16 protein-coding genes are annotated in these 13,246 nt (G+C 71.1%); 3 read left to right on the top strand and 13 right to left on the bottom strand.

The window, feature by feature from the left end:
• Positions 1-92: 92 nt before the first annotated feature.
• The 7 genes from AB0383_RS21065 to AB0383_RS21035 all read right to left on the bottom strand — a co-directional run bounded on the left by AB0383_RS21065 (position 93) and on the right by AB0383_RS21035 (position 5,758).
• On the bottom strand, positions 93-704 hold the full coding sequence (locus tag AB0383_RS21065; RefSeq protein ID WP_364047859.1) for a TetR/AcrR family transcriptional regulator: 612 nt from the start codon (positions 702-704) through the stop codon (positions 93-95).
• A 54-nt stretch (positions 705-758) separates the two neighbouring features.
• Positions 759-1,733 carry a phosphotriesterase-related protein gene (locus AB0383_RS21060; RefSeq protein WP_366188303.1) on the bottom strand — a complete coding sequence of 325 codons (975 nt, stop codon included), beginning with the start codon at positions 1,731-1,733 and terminating at the stop codon, positions 759-761.
• 12 nt (positions 1,734-1,745) lie between these two features.
• A complete protein-coding gene (locus AB0383_RS21055; protein WP_366188302.1) occupies positions 1,746-3,401 on the bottom strand; it encodes an AMP-binding protein in 1,656 nt (551 codons plus the stop codon).
• Positions 3,402-3,611: 210 nt separating this feature from the next.
• Entirely contained in the window at positions 3,612-4,382 is a 771-nt protein-coding gene (locus AB0383_RS21050; RefSeq protein ID WP_364177036.1) for an SDR family oxidoreductase, read from the bottom strand.
• Positions 4,379-5,131 carry an SDR family oxidoreductase gene (locus tag AB0383_RS21045; protein ID WP_364177033.1) on the bottom strand — a complete coding sequence of 251 codons (753 nt, stop codon included), beginning with the start codon at positions 5,129-5,131 and terminating at the stop codon, positions 4,379-4,381. The genes AB0383_RS21050 and AB0383_RS21045 overlap by 4 nt, the downstream gene beginning before the upstream one ends.
• The gene (locus AB0383_RS21040) at positions 5,128-5,565 is read right to left on the bottom strand and encodes a hypothetical protein (RefSeq protein ID WP_366188301.1); all 438 of its coding nucleotides are present in this window, start codon (positions 5,563-5,565) and stop codon (positions 5,128-5,130) included. The genes AB0383_RS21045 and AB0383_RS21040 overlap by 4 nt, the downstream gene beginning before the upstream one ends.
• Positions 5,552-5,758, bottom strand: a complete 207-nt coding sequence (locus tag AB0383_RS21035; RefSeq protein ID WP_366188300.1) for a helix-turn-helix domain-containing protein — start codon at positions 5,756-5,758, stop codon at positions 5,552-5,554. The genes AB0383_RS21040 and AB0383_RS21035 overlap by 14 nt, the downstream gene beginning before the upstream one ends.
• 276 nt (positions 5,759-6,034) lie before the next feature.
• Between AB0383_RS21035 and AB0383_RS21030 the strand changes: the two genes are divergently transcribed.
• From AB0383_RS21030 to AB0383_RS21020, 3 genes are all read left to right on the top strand, one after another.
• Complete coding sequence (locus tag AB0383_RS21030; protein ID WP_366188299.1) at positions 6,035-6,319, top strand: hypothetical protein; 285 nt, start codon at positions 6,035-6,037, stop codon at positions 6,317-6,319.
• A 320-nt stretch (positions 6,320-6,639) separates the two neighbouring features.
• The gene (locus tag AB0383_RS21025; RefSeq protein ID WP_366188298.1) at positions 6,640-7,107 is read left to right on the top strand and encodes a nuclear transport factor 2 family protein; all 468 of its coding nucleotides are present in this window, start codon (positions 6,640-6,642) and stop codon (positions 7,105-7,107) included.
• Complete coding sequence (locus tag AB0383_RS21020) at positions 7,104-7,724, top strand: helix-turn-helix domain-containing protein (protein ID WP_366188297.1); 621 nt, start codon at positions 7,104-7,106, stop codon at positions 7,722-7,724. The genes AB0383_RS21025 and AB0383_RS21020 overlap by 4 nt, the downstream gene beginning before the upstream one ends.
• A 4-nt stretch (positions 7,725-7,728) precedes the next feature.
• Here AB0383_RS21020 and AB0383_RS21015 read toward each other — a convergent pair whose 3' ends face one another.
• From AB0383_RS21015 to AB0383_RS20990, 6 genes are all read right to left on the bottom strand, one after another.
• Positions 7,729-8,181, bottom strand: a complete 453-nt coding sequence (locus AB0383_RS21015) for a universal stress protein (protein WP_366188296.1) — start codon at positions 8,179-8,181, stop codon at positions 7,729-7,731.
• A gap of 20 nt (positions 8,182-8,201) precedes the next feature.
• A complete protein-coding gene (locus AB0383_RS21010; RefSeq protein ID WP_366188295.1) occupies positions 8,202-8,519 on the bottom strand; it encodes a hypothetical protein in 318 nt (105 codons plus the stop codon).
• A 62-nt stretch (positions 8,520-8,581) separates the two neighbouring features.
• The gene (locus AB0383_RS21005) at positions 8,582-9,004 is read right to left on the bottom strand and encodes a DUF126 domain-containing protein (RefSeq protein ID WP_366188294.1); all 423 of its coding nucleotides are present in this window, start codon (positions 9,002-9,004) and stop codon (positions 8,582-8,584) included.
• Positions 9,001-10,305, bottom strand: coding sequence for an aconitase X catalytic domain-containing protein (locus AB0383_RS21000; protein ID WP_366188293.1), 1,305 nt, complete (start codon positions 10,303-10,305; stop codon positions 9,001-9,003). The genes AB0383_RS21005 and AB0383_RS21000 overlap by 4 nt, the downstream gene beginning before the upstream one ends.
• A gap of 3 nt (positions 10,306-10,308) precedes the next feature.
• Positions 10,309-11,598 carry an FAD-dependent oxidoreductase gene (locus tag AB0383_RS20995; protein WP_364177009.1) on the bottom strand — a complete coding sequence of 430 codons (1,290 nt, stop codon included), beginning with the start codon at positions 11,596-11,598 and terminating at the stop codon, positions 10,309-10,311.
• Between the two features lie 9 nt (positions 11,599-11,607).
• Complete coding sequence (locus AB0383_RS20990) at positions 11,608-13,227, bottom strand: dihydroxy-acid dehydratase (protein ID WP_366188292.1); 1,620 nt, start codon at positions 13,225-13,227, stop codon at positions 11,608-11,610.
• Between the last annotated feature and the right edge of the window lie 19 nt (positions 13,228-13,246).

The following is a 13,246-nucleotide window of genomic DNA, read 5'->3' as shown; positions in this document are numbered from 1 at the left end:
GGCCGATCAGACCGCTGAATTCGGAAGCCGGCTCAAAGGCGATCTCGCACGCCTCGGCGGAGCCGAGGCAGAAAATACAGCCGAGGCAGAAATTACGGCCGGAGCATCGACAAGAGCAGGTCCGCGAATTGGTCCCCCACCTCGCGCGCCGACAGCGACCCACCTCGGCGATACCACGTGCCCAGGTGGTGGACCGAGCCGAAGAAGAAGTCCACGACCAGGTCCGCGGGCTTGTCCGTACGGAACTCGCCGGAAGCCTGGCCTTCTTCGATCAGGCGGCGGAACCGTTCGTGGTACTTGCGGCGTTCGGCGCGCACGGCTTTGCGCTTGTCGGCGCTGAGCTGGTGCATGGACTGCAAGAAGATGGTGTTGTCGTCGAGGTTGTCGATGCTGCTGACGACCACGTCTGACGCGGCGGCGGCCAGGCGTTCGCGCAGGGGCGCGGCGCTGGAGGCGACGCGTTCGAGCTGGGAGGTCTGCTCGCGCAGCACGCGGGCGTAGATCTCGTAGAGCAGGTCGTCCTTGGAGCCGAAGTAGTGGTACATGGCGCCTTTGGTGACGCCGGCGGCCTCGACGATCTCCTGCACCGACGTGCGGTCGAAGCCTTTCTTCGCGAAGAGCTTCGTCGCGTGCTGAAGCAGGCGGCGAGGCACCGCGGGCGACTCGTCGGAGACGACGGCCTTGCGCGTGCCGGCCCGGGTCATCGCCACACCCCCTCCGGGAACTCAGAGAACAGCCAGCCTACCGGCCGAGGCCGGTCAGTACGCGCCCCCGTGGTCGAGCAGGCGGCGCGGGTTGTCGACGAGCATCGTGGTGAGGTCGGTTTCGCTGACGCCGCGTTCGCGCAGCGCCGGGAGCACGTCGTTGGTGATGTGGAGGTAGTGCCAGTTGGGCAGCACGGCCTCGCGTACCGGTGCCTCGAGCCAGTCGAAGTAGCACGACGCGTCGTGCGAGAGCACCATGCTGCGGGCGTACCCGCGCTCGCACATCGCCGCGACCGTCGCCACGCGCTGTTCGAACGGCAGGTACACGTCCACGCCGAAGCGGTCCATGCCGAGTATCGAACCGCGGTCGGCCAGGGCCGTGAGGTAGCCGAGGTCGGCCGAGTCGCCGCTGTGCCCGATCAGCACGCGGCTCAGGTCCACGCCCTCGGACTCGAACACGTCCTGCTGCTCCAGCCCGCGCCGCGTGCCCGCGTGCGTGTGGGTCATAATCGGCACGCCCGTGGCCCGGTGGGCCTTCGCGACCGCGCGCAGCACCCGCTCGACGCCGGGCGTCATGCCGGGCTCGTCCGTGGCGCACTTGAGGATGTCGGCCTTCACGCCCGTGCCGGCGATACCCTCGGTGATGTCGCCGACGAACATCGCGACCAGCGGGTCGTCACCGCCGAGCATCGTGCCCGGCCCGCGCAACGAGAGGTAGTGCGGCACCTCGTTGTAGGTGTACAGACCCGTCGCCACGACGATCTGCAGGCCCACCTCCGCGGCGACCTTCTGCACGCGCGGCACGTAGCGCCCCAGCCCGATCACCGTCGGGTCCACGATCGTGTCGATCCCGGCGTCCTTGAGCGCCTGCAGCTTCGCGATCGCCTCAGGCACGTGCACGGACTCGTCGAACCCGTCGTGCTCCGGGTAGTTGGTCACGAATTCCGGGCTCAGCACGAAGATGTGCTCGTGCATGAGGACCTTGCCCAGCGCCGCCGCCTCGACCGCACCGCGGACCGTCTCGACCACCGTCACGTCCTCCTAGCCTCGGGCGCGCAGCTCGCGCCTCAGGATCTTCCCGCTCGTGGTCTTCGGCAGCTCGGCCAGCACCTCGACCGATCGGGGGTACTTGTAGGCGGCCAGCCGCTCCCGGCAGTAGGCCATCAGCTCGTCCGGATCGGGCGCCACGCCCGGCGCCACGCTCACGTACGCCTTCACCGTCTCGCCGCGGTACTCGTCCGGCACCCCCACCACAGCGGCCTCGCGGACGCCGGGGTGCGTGTACAGCACGTCCTCGACCTCGCGCGGCCACACCTTGAACCCGGAGGCGTTGATCATGTCCTTCTTGCGGTCCACGACGTAGACCCAGCCACGCTCGTCCATGAACCCGACGTCGCCGGTCAGCAGCCGCCCGCCGGGCAGCGCCTCGGCCGTGGCGTCGGGCCGGTTCCAGTAGCCGGGCACGACCATGGGTCCTTCGACGGCGATCTCGCCCGCCTCGCCGAACGGCAGCTCCGTGCCGTCGTCCGCGAGGATCCGCACGATCACGCCGGGCACCGGCAGCCCGATCGACAACGTGCCCGAGGCCGGGTCGACCGGCGCCTCGACACCGCTGGGCACCACGACGCAGCCGGCCGTGGTCTCGGTGAGGCCGTAGCCGTTGTGGATGTACTGGCCGAACCGGTCGCGGAACGTGTTGACCACCGCCGGAGGCAGCGCTGCGCCGCCGGAGTACAGGGCGTCGAACGACGCGAAGTGCTCGGGGCTGACGTCCGGGTGCGCCATCAACGCCATGTACGCCGTCGACGGGCCGACCATGTACGCCGGCTTGTGCTCCAGCAACGCGCCGAGCACCACGCCGGCTTCGAAGCGGTAAGCGAGCGCCAGCGTGCCGGCGATCTCGATGGCGTAGGCGACCTCGCACACCATCCCGGTGATGTGGAACAGGGGCGCGAGCGCGAACACCGTGGCGCCCGGTTCGACGCGGCCGGCGCCCGCGAGGATCACGGCGTTGGTGCCGAGGTTGCCGTGGGTGTTGGTGGCGCCCTTGGGTTTCCCGCTCGTGCCGGACGTGTAGCTGATCAGCGCGACGTCGTCGAGGCCGAGCCCGGGGTCGCGCGGCGGATCACCGGGCGTCGAGCGCAGCACCTCGAGCAGGTCGGCCGCGCCCGGCGTCGCCTCGCGGCGCACCTTGCCGAGCACGCGCTCGTCGTCGCGGGTCTGCAGGTCGAGCTCGCTGGTGGTCACGGCGATCGTCACGGAGCTGTCCGCCACGAGCGCGCCGACGTAGTCGTGCCACGCGGCTTGTGAGCAGACGAGCGCCGTCACGCCGGCGTCGGTCAGCACGTGGCTCAGTTCGCCCGCGCGGTACATCGGGTTGACCGGCACCACGATCCCGCCGGCTTTCCATGCGCCGAGCAGGGCGATCACGAACTGGGGAATGTTCTGCAGCACCAGCGCGAGCCGGTCGCCGCGACCGAACCCGGAGGCGGTTAGGTGGCGGGCGAAGGCGTCGGAGAGTTCGTCCAGCTCGCGGTAGGTGATCCGGGAGTCGAAGTACGCCAGCGCCGTGGTCTCCGGCGCCTGCGCGACGGCGCGGCGGAAGGTGGCCAGCGGCGTGGTCGGCGTGAACTCGCTCGCCGCGGCGCGCTGCTCGTCGTAGCTCGCGAGCCAGGGCTTCGCGTCGTACCAGCTCATCCCGCGGCCTCCCTCGGACACCGACCAGTCGGTATGGGGACGCTAGAGAGCCCGCGGGCCGTGCGTCAACCCCATGTACCCGGAACGGGCAAGCCGGAACGCACGGACGGGCACGCGAGGCGCAAGCGACCCCATGCGGCGTTCGGTGCGCCCAACTCACCGAACGCCACATTGGGTGCGTTCAACGGAACCAACGCCGCATTGGGTGGCTCAGTCCTCCGGCAGCGCCTCGATCTTGCGCTGCAGCTTGTTCATGCCGCCGAGCCAGCGGTCGGTCTGCGTGGCGCGCAGCGCGTAGTACTCGGCGACCTCGGGGTGCGGCAGCACGAGAAACCGGCCCTCGTCGATGGCGGTGAACAACGCGTCGGCCACCTGCTCGGGGCCGATCGCCGACGCGCCCATCAGCAGCTGGCCGCGCGGGCCGCTGCTCTCCAGCATCGCCGTGCGCACGCCCTGCGGGCAGATGGCCTGCACGGTGATGCCACGGTGGCGGTAGGTCGCCGAAAGCCACTCGGCGAAGGCCAGCGCGCCGTGCTTCGTCACCGAGTACGGCGCGGAGCCCAGCGTCGTGAGCAGGCCCGCGGCCGACGCGGTGGCGATGAAGTGGCCCTTGCCGCGCTCGAGCCACGCGGGCAACAGCTGCTTGGCCGCGCGGACGTGGGCCATCACGTTGACGTCCCAGGTGCGGGCCCAGTCGTCCTCGGTGGCCTGCTCGTCGCCGAAGGGCGCGACGCCCGCGTTGGCGCAGAAGACGTCGATCTCGCCCAGCGTCTCGCGGGCGGCCGCAAGGAGCTTCGCGACGCCGTCTTCGCTGGCGACGTCGCCGGTGAACGAGGTGCCACCGACCTCGGCGGCCACCTCCGCCGCGGCTTCGCCGTTGACGTCGGCCACGACCACGCGCGCACCGTCGGCCGCGAAGCGCCGCGCCAGCGCCCGGCCGATCCCGCCGCCGCCACCCGTGATGACGACCCCGGCGCTCACAGGCCACCGCCCAGGGTCACGCCGCCGTCGAGGACCACGGTCTGGCCGGTCATCCAGCCCGCGTCCTCGGAGAGCAGGAACACCACCGCGCCCGCGATGTCCTCGGGCATACCGAGGCGCTTCATCGGGTAGGCCGCCGCGACTTCCTCCTCCTTGCCCTCGTACAGGGCGGTCGCGAACTTGGTCTTGACCACGGCCGGGGCCACCGCGTTCACGCGGATCTTCGGCCCGAGCTCGGCGCCGAGCTCCTGCGTGAGGCGGATCAGCGCGGCCTTGCTCACGCCGTACATGCCGATGCCGGGCGACGCGCGCAGGCCGGCGATCGAGGCGACGTTGACGACCGAGCCGCCGTGCTCGCCCATCCACGCATCGCGGGCGCGCTTGGTCCAGGCGATCGGCGCCAGCACGTTCACGGCGAAGATCTTCGCCGCGGCGGCCGGGTCGATGTCGAGCGTGGGCCCGTAGACCGGGTTGATGCCGGTGTTGTTCACGAGCATGTCGAGCCTGCCGAACCGCTCGATCGTCTTGGCGACCGCCTCGTCCTGGTGCCCGGTGTCGTCGGCCTTGCCGGGCACGGCGATCGCGAAGTCCTCGCCCCCGAGCTCGGCGACGGCCTCGGCCAGCGGCTCGGGCTTCCGCGCGGTGATGCACACCTTCGCGCCCCGCTCGACCAGGCCCTTCGCGATGGCGAGGCCGATCCCGCGGCTGGCGCCGGTCACGATCGCCACGCGGTCCTTGAACGAGTTCACAGCACTGGTCTCCTGTTCTGCAGCGGACGGCAGACTAAGCGGTCGCTCATGGAGAGTACCGAACGATCCAGGGTTGTCACCCGGCCATCAGGAGGCACGCAGGCCGCGAAGACGAAGTCGACGTAGCGCTGCCCCACGTCCGGCTCGACGGCCGCCAGCGGCGCCGCGGCGTGGTGGGCGCCGCACGTCAGCTGCACGACGTCGAGCCCGCGGACGTCCGCGCGGATCACGCCCGCGTCCCGTGCGGGCGCAACGACGCGCTCGGCCACGGCGGCGAGCCGGTCGACCTGCGCCCGCACCTGTGGACGGTGGTCGGCGCCGACGCGGTCGAGGGCGTCGAAGAGCACGCGGTTGCCCGCGAGCAGCGCAGCGGTGAGCTGCATGAATTCCCGCAGTGCGTCCTCGTGGCCCACCAAGTGCTCAGCCTTGGCCACGAGCGTCGACGGCGTCGCCGACGATGGCGGCGAGCAGGTCGTCTTTGGTCGGGAAGTGCCGGAACACCGTGCCCTTGCCGATGCCGGCACGCGCGGCGATTTCGGCGACCGTCGCGTCGGCGCCGCTGCGCGCGAACACCTCCGCCGCCGCCGCGACAAGAGCCTTGCGCGTGCGCACCGCATCCGCGCGCATCCGATCACCACCTCTCGGCTCACGCCCAGTAGCAAACCTGACCAACCGGTCAGGTCAAGGACAGCAAGTGGAGACCCGTGCACACTCTCGGTTTCATCGGCAGCGGCCTGGTCGGCGGCACTCTCGCCCGCCTGGCGACCACCGCCGGCCTCGACGTCGTCTCGGCAACTCACGCGGCCCCGAATCCCTCGCCGGCCTCGTCGCGGAGCTCGGCGACCACGTTCGCGCGGCGACCGCGGAGGACGTGGCCCGAGAGGCCGAACTGGTCGTGTTTCCGTGCCGCTCACGGCGTTCCCGCACCTGCCGGCCGCCGCGCTGGCCGGCCGGACCGTGATCGACACCACGAACTACTACCCCGAACGCGACGGGCGCCTCCCGGAACTGGACTTCGACGAGCTCACCTCAAGCGAACTGCTGCAGCGGATCCTGCCGCGCTCAACGGTGGTGAAGGCGTTCAACAACCTCTTCCACCACCACCTCGCCACTCTCGCCCGCCCGTCGGCCTCCCTGGACCGGTCCGCGCTGCCCATCGCGGGCGACGATGAACCTGCCAAGGGGTAGGTCGCCGGCCTGGCGGACACCCTCGGCTACGACGCCGCGGACACCGGCACCCTCGCCACGAGCTGGCGCAATGAACCCAACACGCCGGTTTACGTGTGGCCCTACGCCGGTCCGATCCCGGCCGATCTGGCGGCCGCGGACCTCATGGCGTGGCTGGAGAAGTCGGACGGCATGCCGGTCTCACGATCCCAGGTGGCCAGTCTCGTCGCCGAGGCCGTGCGCGGCCCGCCGTCGGCGCGTACTAAGCGGAAACGCGTCTCCGGTTGTGCTACGTTGGCCTAAGCGGAAAATGTTATCCGCATAGCTCACGAGGAGTACGCATGAACGCGGTCGACATCGCCGAGGCCATCCAAGTCGTGACCCGCGGCTTCACCACCGCCGACGAGAAGGACTGGGACGCCTACGAAGCACTGCGGGCGCCGGTCGTGATGCAGGACTTCGGCGGGGTGGACAACTCCGGCAGCAGTTCGCTCACAGCTCACGACGCGCGCGTGAAAGCCGAGCGCACGATCGGTCCCGTCGCCCTCACGCAGCACCAGCTGTCGAGTTTCGTGGTGGACGTCGAGGGCGACGAAGCCACCGTCCGGTTCTACGAGGAGGCGCTGCACGTCCACCCCGCCCTCGGCGCGGACCCGGCCGTGAACACGTGGGTGGTGTTCGGGAAGGGCACGCAGAAACTGACCCGCACCGGCGCGGGCTGGAAGATCAGCCACGCGGCACTCGTGCCGACGCACTCCACCGGCAACCCGACGTTCCTCGCCGACGTCGCGGCGGCCCTCTCGGCGTGAGCAGGCCGTTGCGCGCGGACGCCGCCGCCAACCTGGAGAAGATCCTCGACGCCGCGGAGGCCGTGTTCGACGAGCACGGCCCGGCGGTGAGCATCGAGCTCGTCGCGAAACGGGCCGGCGTCGGCCTCGGCACCGTCTACCGGCGGTTCGCGGACAAGCAGGCACTGCTGTCTGCCCTCGTCGAACGCCTGCTGGTGCAGGCGGTCGAGGTGGCCGACCGCCACGCCGGCACTCCGGACGGCCTCGTCACGTACCTCTTCGAAGTCGGCGCCCTGCTGGCCCGGCACTCGGGCAGCGTCGCTCGCATGTGGAGTGACGAGCAGGTCGCCGACCTGGTGGAACGCTCGCGCACCGCCCAGGCGGCGCTGGTCGCGCAGGCCCGGCAGCACGGCGTTGTGCGCGCGGACCTCACGCCGGAGGACGTCGCCGTCGCGCTGTGGTCGCTCGGCGGCGTCCTCGACATCACGCGAGGGACCACAGTGGACGCCTGGCGCCGCCACCTGGAGCTCGTCGTCGCGGGCTGGACCAACACCGCGGCACACCTCGGCCACCCGCCGCTCACGGACGCGCAGATGCGTGAAGTCATCCGGCACAGCCCGTCGGCGGCGCAGCGCTGACGGGTCATTCAGGCAGCGGCGTGTCCCCGTGGATGATCAGGACCGGGCACTTCGCGTGGGCCGCGCAGACCGCGCTCACGGACCCCAGCAGCAGGCCGGTGAACCCGCCGCGGCCGCGGCTGCCGACCACGAGCATGCGGGCGCCCTTGCTCTGCTCGAGGAGGGACTTCGCCGCTCCGCCCTCGACGACGCGTTCCGTGACGGGCACGGCCGGGGTGTCGCCGAGGACCTTGCGGACCGTGGTGGTCAGGATCTGCTGGGTGTCGGCCTCCGGGTTCCAGCCTTCGGCGCCCACCAGGACGACCTCGCCACCCGGGAGCACCGGCGACCACGACATCACGGCACGCAGCTCGGATCCGGTCTGGCGGGCGAAGAACTCGGCCCAGCGCAGCGCGTGCTCGGAGGCCTCGGAACCGTCGACGCCGACAACGACGAACGAGGGGGCAGGAGCAGACATGGAGCGTCCTTTCAGGAGGGTCAGCGGGTGCGGGGGTTCGTGGCGAGCACGGTGATCGTCGCCGCGAAGCACGCGATCGCCATGAACAGGAAACCCCGGTGGTACCCCACCAGACTGCCGGACGGCGCGCTCGCGAACGGTGACAAGGATCGCAACGACCGCCGCGCTGCCGACCTGGCGCGCCTTGGTGAGCACCCCGGACCCTGTGGTCGCGCGGTAAGCCGGCAGCGTGCCCGCCGCGCGAACAGCGGCGCCTGCACCAGGCCCGCGCCGGCGCCGGCCACGATGAGGCCGGGCAGGGAGCCGTCGACGTAGTTCGGCTCGGGCTCCGTGACCAAGCGGTCAGGCCACGGGGGCGACGGCAACCCGCCGGACCGAGGTCATCGGCCCTGGGCCGACCTCACCGCTCGGCCGGAGCGAGCACCCGCACCAGCCCGCGATCGGCGTCGACCTCCACGAGGTCGCCGGTGGTGATGCGGGCGACCGGGTCGTCGTCGAGGTCGGTGATCGCCGGGACCCGGGTCACGATCGCGCCCAGCGCGGCCTTCGTCGTGAGGCGGGTGAAGACCATCGCGAGCGGCGCGGTGCCCAGCAGCCGGGTGGACTGGAAGAAGCCCGACCACCCCGAGGAACCCTTGGCGCCCGGGAACACCAGGACCTTCCCGGTGAAGCAGACGCCGAACAGCTCGTGCCGGCGTTCGATGATCGTGCCCGTCGCCGGGTCGATGCCGCCCCAGCCCGAGATCGTCTCGCGGGAGACCAGTGCCTCGCCGACGACCCGGCCGGGAACGATGCCCCGGCCGCGCAGCTGCACGCCGGTCATCGGAGAGCCTTCCCGGCGGGGGCGAGCGAGCCGCGCCACCGGCCGGTGACAGCGGCGTCGACGCATTCCTCGAGCGTGCCGAACCACGCCTCGATCCCGAGGATCGCGGGCAGGTAGTGGGCCTGCTTCGCGGAGTCGGTCGCGAACACCTTCGTGCCTTCGGGAGCGACGCGCGACATCGCCGGACAGGAGTCGGTCAGGATCCGCCCGCCGGCGCGCCGGATGGTTTCGGTCCAGCCGTTGCGATCAGCGACCGTCCGCAGCGCGCGGGGGGTCATCAGCCACAGTTCGCAGCCGGCCGAGATCGTGCGGCCCTCGAGCGCGCGGGCGACCCGGCCGACCTGCTCCAGCGAAGCGTGCGGACAGCCCAGCAGCACGAAATCGACGTCCTCGCTGTCCCCGATCGAGTTGAGCGACTCGTAGACGGCACGACGCTCGGCTTCGCCGTACCGGATCGACGCGGGGATCGAGCGGCCTCCGAAGGCGGCCTCGAGCGTCGGCGCGTCGGGCGTCCGGCCCGGCAGGTGGTACATCTCCACGCCGCCGGACGACGCGGCGGCGGCGCCGAAGTGCTTGAGGTCCGCCAGATCCGGGCTGCCCAGCTCGCCGACGACGACCGGCCGCTCCTCCTGGACGACGTCGCCGGCAAAGTAGCCGAGCATCCCCCAGTCCTGAAATCCGTTGAGGGCCAGCGTCGTCTCGATGAGGTGCGTGCCGTAGCGGTTTTCCCGGTGGTGGTTGCCCCAGCACGGGATCCGCCCGGTCAGGCTCGCGGCGCCGGTCGAGGCACCACCCTCGCAGTTGGTGCGCGCGCCCAGGACGGAGTTGGCGTAGACGACCGCCGACGACTCCATCCAGGCGACGTGCTCGCCGTAGGTCGGGATGTTGCCGACCTGGTAGGGCGTGCAGGTGGCGAGGACGTTGACACCGCGGCTGCTGGCGAACGACTCGGCCTCGGCCTGCAGGTCGATCTTGTGCTCGGGGTACGGCATGATGCCGCGCGCGTCTTCGCCGAACCCGTGCTGCAGCTGACAGGTCGGGACCCGCATCGGCGGGATTTCTAGGTCGTCGTCGCAGTCGAGGCTGATCACCGAGAACGCCTTGGCCCAGCCACCCTCGGCGACCAGCTTTTCCTTGGCCGGCGAAGGTTGTGTGGTCGTGCCCGCGACGTTGCGGGTCTCGCACAACCGCTCGGCGCCCAGCGCGTCGGCGTAGCGGATCAGCAGATCCATCGCCGCCGCGACCGCGCCGCCTTCCGCGCCGTCGCGCATGCCCTTCTCTTCGTCCGTGAGCCCCACCATCGTTCAGCCCTCCACGTTGTCGCGGATGCGGTCACGCAACACGGTCAGATCGACGTCGTGGACATCGCCGCCCAGCGTCAGGTCCAGCGCGTGCGCGGCGGCGCTGCCCATCGCCGAGCACGGGCCCATCACCCGCACGCTCGACAGAGCCGCCGCGTCGCCGTCGACGCACCGCCCGGCCGCGACCAGATTCCGGGCTTGCGGTGAGGTCAGACTTCGCAGCGGGACGTAGTGCACGTGATCCGGCCCGAAGGTCTCCCACGCGTAGCCCGACGCCCGGTCGTGCAGCTCCACCGGCCACGCCGTCCGCGCCACCGCGTCCTCGAAACCGGTGCCGCGGCGGACCTCGTCGAGGGTGAGCTGGTGATCGGCGGCCAGCCACCGCGTCTGCCGGCGCCCGGGAAAACCGTAGGCCAGCACGGAAGCGTCCTTGAACGCCGCGGGGAACTCGGTGCGCAGGAACTCGACCACCCGGTCGGCCTGCGCCCGCCCCCGCAACTGCGCCTCTGTCGCCTCGACCGCGGTCAGGGGCGCCTCCACGTGGGTCATGTTCATCACGGCGGTGTTGCGTCCCGGGAAGAAGAAGGCGAGCCCGTCGCGCCGGAGGAGACCGTACTCGTCGGCCTTCTCGTCGATGCGGGCCACCAGCTCGGCCGGGTCGGGTTTGGCCGACTCGACCAGGCCGGTGAGCCGGATCTGCTGCGAGCCCCACACCGTCCGCTCCGGCACCCGGCACGGCAGCCCGGCTTCCCACGCCAGCGCGGCGTCGCCGGTCGCGTCCACGAATCCCTTGGCGCGCACCGAAACCGGACCGTAGCGGGTCGCGAAGTCGACCTGCTCGATCACCCCGCCCGCCATGGCGACCCCGTTGATCGACGCGCCCAGCACAACCCTGATCCCGAGCTCGGAAACGAGGTTCTCGAACCACCGGCCCAACGCGACCTCGTCGTAGGGGACGGTCTGGGTATGGGTGCGGTTGAACGCGATGTCCCCGGAACGTTCCAGCGCCGGGAACATCTCGTCGAAGATCCCGTGCGTGAGCTGGTGGTATTCGGGAGCGTTTCCGTAGATCCCGCAGAACAGCCCGATCATGGAGTTCACGCACTGTCCACCCAGGACAGGAAGCGCGTCGGCGAGCACGACGTCGCGGCCGCGTCGTTTCGCGTCGATCGCCGCGGTCAGTCCGGCGATCCCCGCACCCACGACGAGGATATCGGCTTCGAGCGATTCCACGGAGCGGTCGGCGGGCCGGGTGACGGTGTTCACCCGTAGATCGGTCAGCGCGTGAGGCAACAAAACTCCTTAGGACGAAGAAGAACGGCGCAGGGTCGCGCCCCGGTCGAGCGGTTCCACGGCGTCGGCGTACACACCGAGCCACGAACCCGGGCGAGCCGGCCAGGTCTGCGGCGGCCGCGTGCGGGGGTAGTCCGCGAGCCGGTGCTCGAGCTCGGCCGGTGCCACGAGCAGGTCGGCGGTGCGCGCCGGGACGTCGATCGCGATCTCGTCCCCGGTGCGCACCACACCGAGCGGGCCGGGGACGCCGCCTTCGGGGGTGACCTCCCCGACGACGATGCCCTTGTTCACGAGACCGGAGAGCTGCCCGTCGGTGACGAAGGCGACCTGCTCGCTCAGCCCGGCGCCGTTGAGCGCGAAGACCACAGCCGACGCCATGCCCATCCCCGGGGTTCCGGTGACGCCGAGCCCGCGGAGCACGAGTACCTCGCCGGGCCGCACCTCACCGAGCTCGATCGCCGCGGTGGCCTCGGGCGCCGACTCGTAAACCCGTGCCGGGCCACGGAAAGCGCGCGCTCGCGTCTCGGTGACCGACAGCTTCACGATCGCGGTACCCGGGCACAGGCTGCCTCGCATCAGCACGATCGTCGCCTCCGGCCGGATCGGTTCGGCTCTGATCACGGCGGCGTCCACCGTCACACCGGCGAGGTTCTCGGCCATCGTCCGGCCGCTCATCGTCGCGACCGAGCCGTCGACGACGTCGCCGAGCTGGGCCAGCACGGCGCGAGCACCACCGGCGTCGTCGAACTCCTCGATCGACGACGGCCCGTTGGGGCGCACCGCCGTGAGCGGGCCGACGTGGCGGCCGAGCTCCTCGAACAGGCCGTGCACGTCGAGGTCGCCGGGGAGTTCGGCGGCGATCGCCTCGAGGTGCTTGACCGCGTTGATCGACCCGCTGACGGCGATGACCGCGGCCACCGCGTTGCGGACCGCACCCGGCGTCATCACCGTGCTGGGCCGCCGGTCGGCCTCGACCGCGGCCAGAATCGCGGCGCCCGAAGCCCGGACCGCCGCCCACATGGTGTCGCTGTTGGCGCGGGTCGGCGCTGTGCCGGGCAGTGCCATGCCGAGAGCCTCGGCGACGACGTGCATCGTGTTGGCCGTGCCCATGCCCGTGCAGACACCGGGGCCGGTGATCGCCCGGTCCGACATGGCACAGAGGTCGTCGAAGCTGATCGCGCCCGACGCCAGCTTGCCGGCGTCGACGAACACGTCCTCGATGTCCACGCGGCGGCCGTCGTCGAGGGCTCCGCAGCTCTGGTAGCCGCACGCGATGACCAGCGTCGGCACGTCGGTGCGCGCTGCCGCCATCAGCTGACCCGGTGTCGTCTTGTCGCACGAGGCCAGGCAGACCATCCCGTCGAGCTGCGCCCCGTCGACGACGGCTTCGATGTCGTAGGACACCAGGTCCCGGCCCGACAGGACGTAGCCACCACCACGGCCGGCGGCCATGATGAAGTCGGTCGGAGCCACGGTCCGGATCTCGAAAGCCAGCCCGCCGGCGGCGTCTATCGACTCCTTCACCGCGGTGGCGATCGGGTCGAGGTGGGCGAAACACGGCGCGAGCCCGGACGAAGAGTTGACCACGGCGATCTTGGGGCGCCGGATCTGCTCGTCGGTGTAGCCCATCGATTTCCACTGCGTCCGG

The sequence above is a fragment of the Amycolatopsis sp. NPDC051373 genome (assembly GCF_040689465.1).
Classification (GTDB): Bacteria; Actinomycetota; Actinomycetes; order Mycobacteriales; family Pseudonocardiaceae; genus Amycolatopsis.
This window is presented reverse-complemented; position numbering and strand designations above follow the sequence as displayed.